At 63.9% G+C, this 587-nt stretch carries 1 protein-coding gene; it reads right to left on the bottom strand.

Going from position 1 to position 587, the window contains the following annotated elements; translation table 11 throughout:
* Positions 1-142: 142 nt before the first annotated feature.
* A partial coding sequence (locus tag PMI24_RS25340) for an aminotransferase class I/II-fold pyridoxal phosphate-dependent enzyme (RefSeq protein ID WP_007959123.1) occupies positions 143-587 on the bottom strand: 445 nt, incomplete at its 5' end.

Genomic DNA, 587 nt, shown 5'->3' with positions numbered 1-587 from the left:
ATCGTTCCCACGCTCCGCGTGGGAATGCAGCCCGGGACGCTCCGCGTCCCTTCCAGAGCTGGAACGCGGAGCGTCCCTTGAGGCATTCCCACGCAGAGCGTGGGAACGATCAACTGGTTGCGTGGGAACGATCAGCGGTCTTTCAGAACGACCGCACAATCCGCCCCAGCGTCTCCATCGCCTTCTCCGCATCCTCGGTCCACGGGCTGCCGTAGTTCAAACGAATGCAATTCCTGAATCGCTGGGTCGGCGAAAAAATCGGCCCCGGCGCAATGCTGATCCCCTGCGCCAACGCCATCTGAAACAACTTCAACGAATCCATCTGCGGTGGCAGCTCCAGCCACAGGAAGTAGCCGCCGGCCGGTTGGCTCACGCGGGTTTGCGCCGGGAAGTAGCGGGCGATGGCGGCGAGCATGGCGCTTTGCTGTTCTTCGAGGGCGTAGCGCAGTTTGCGCAGGTGTCGGTCGTAGCCGCCGTGTTGCAGGTAGTCGGCGATGGCCGCTTGCGCGGGCATCGAGGCGCACAGCGAGGTCATCAGTTTCAGGCGTTCGATCTTTTGCGCGTAGCGGCCGGGGGCGACCCAGCCG

This window comes from Pseudomonas sp. GM25 (genome assembly GCF_000282255.1).
Taxonomy (GTDB): Bacteria; Pseudomonadota; Gammaproteobacteria; order Pseudomonadales; family Pseudomonadaceae; genus Aquipseudomonas; species Aquipseudomonas aphyarum.
This window is presented reverse-complemented; position numbering and strand designations above follow the sequence as displayed.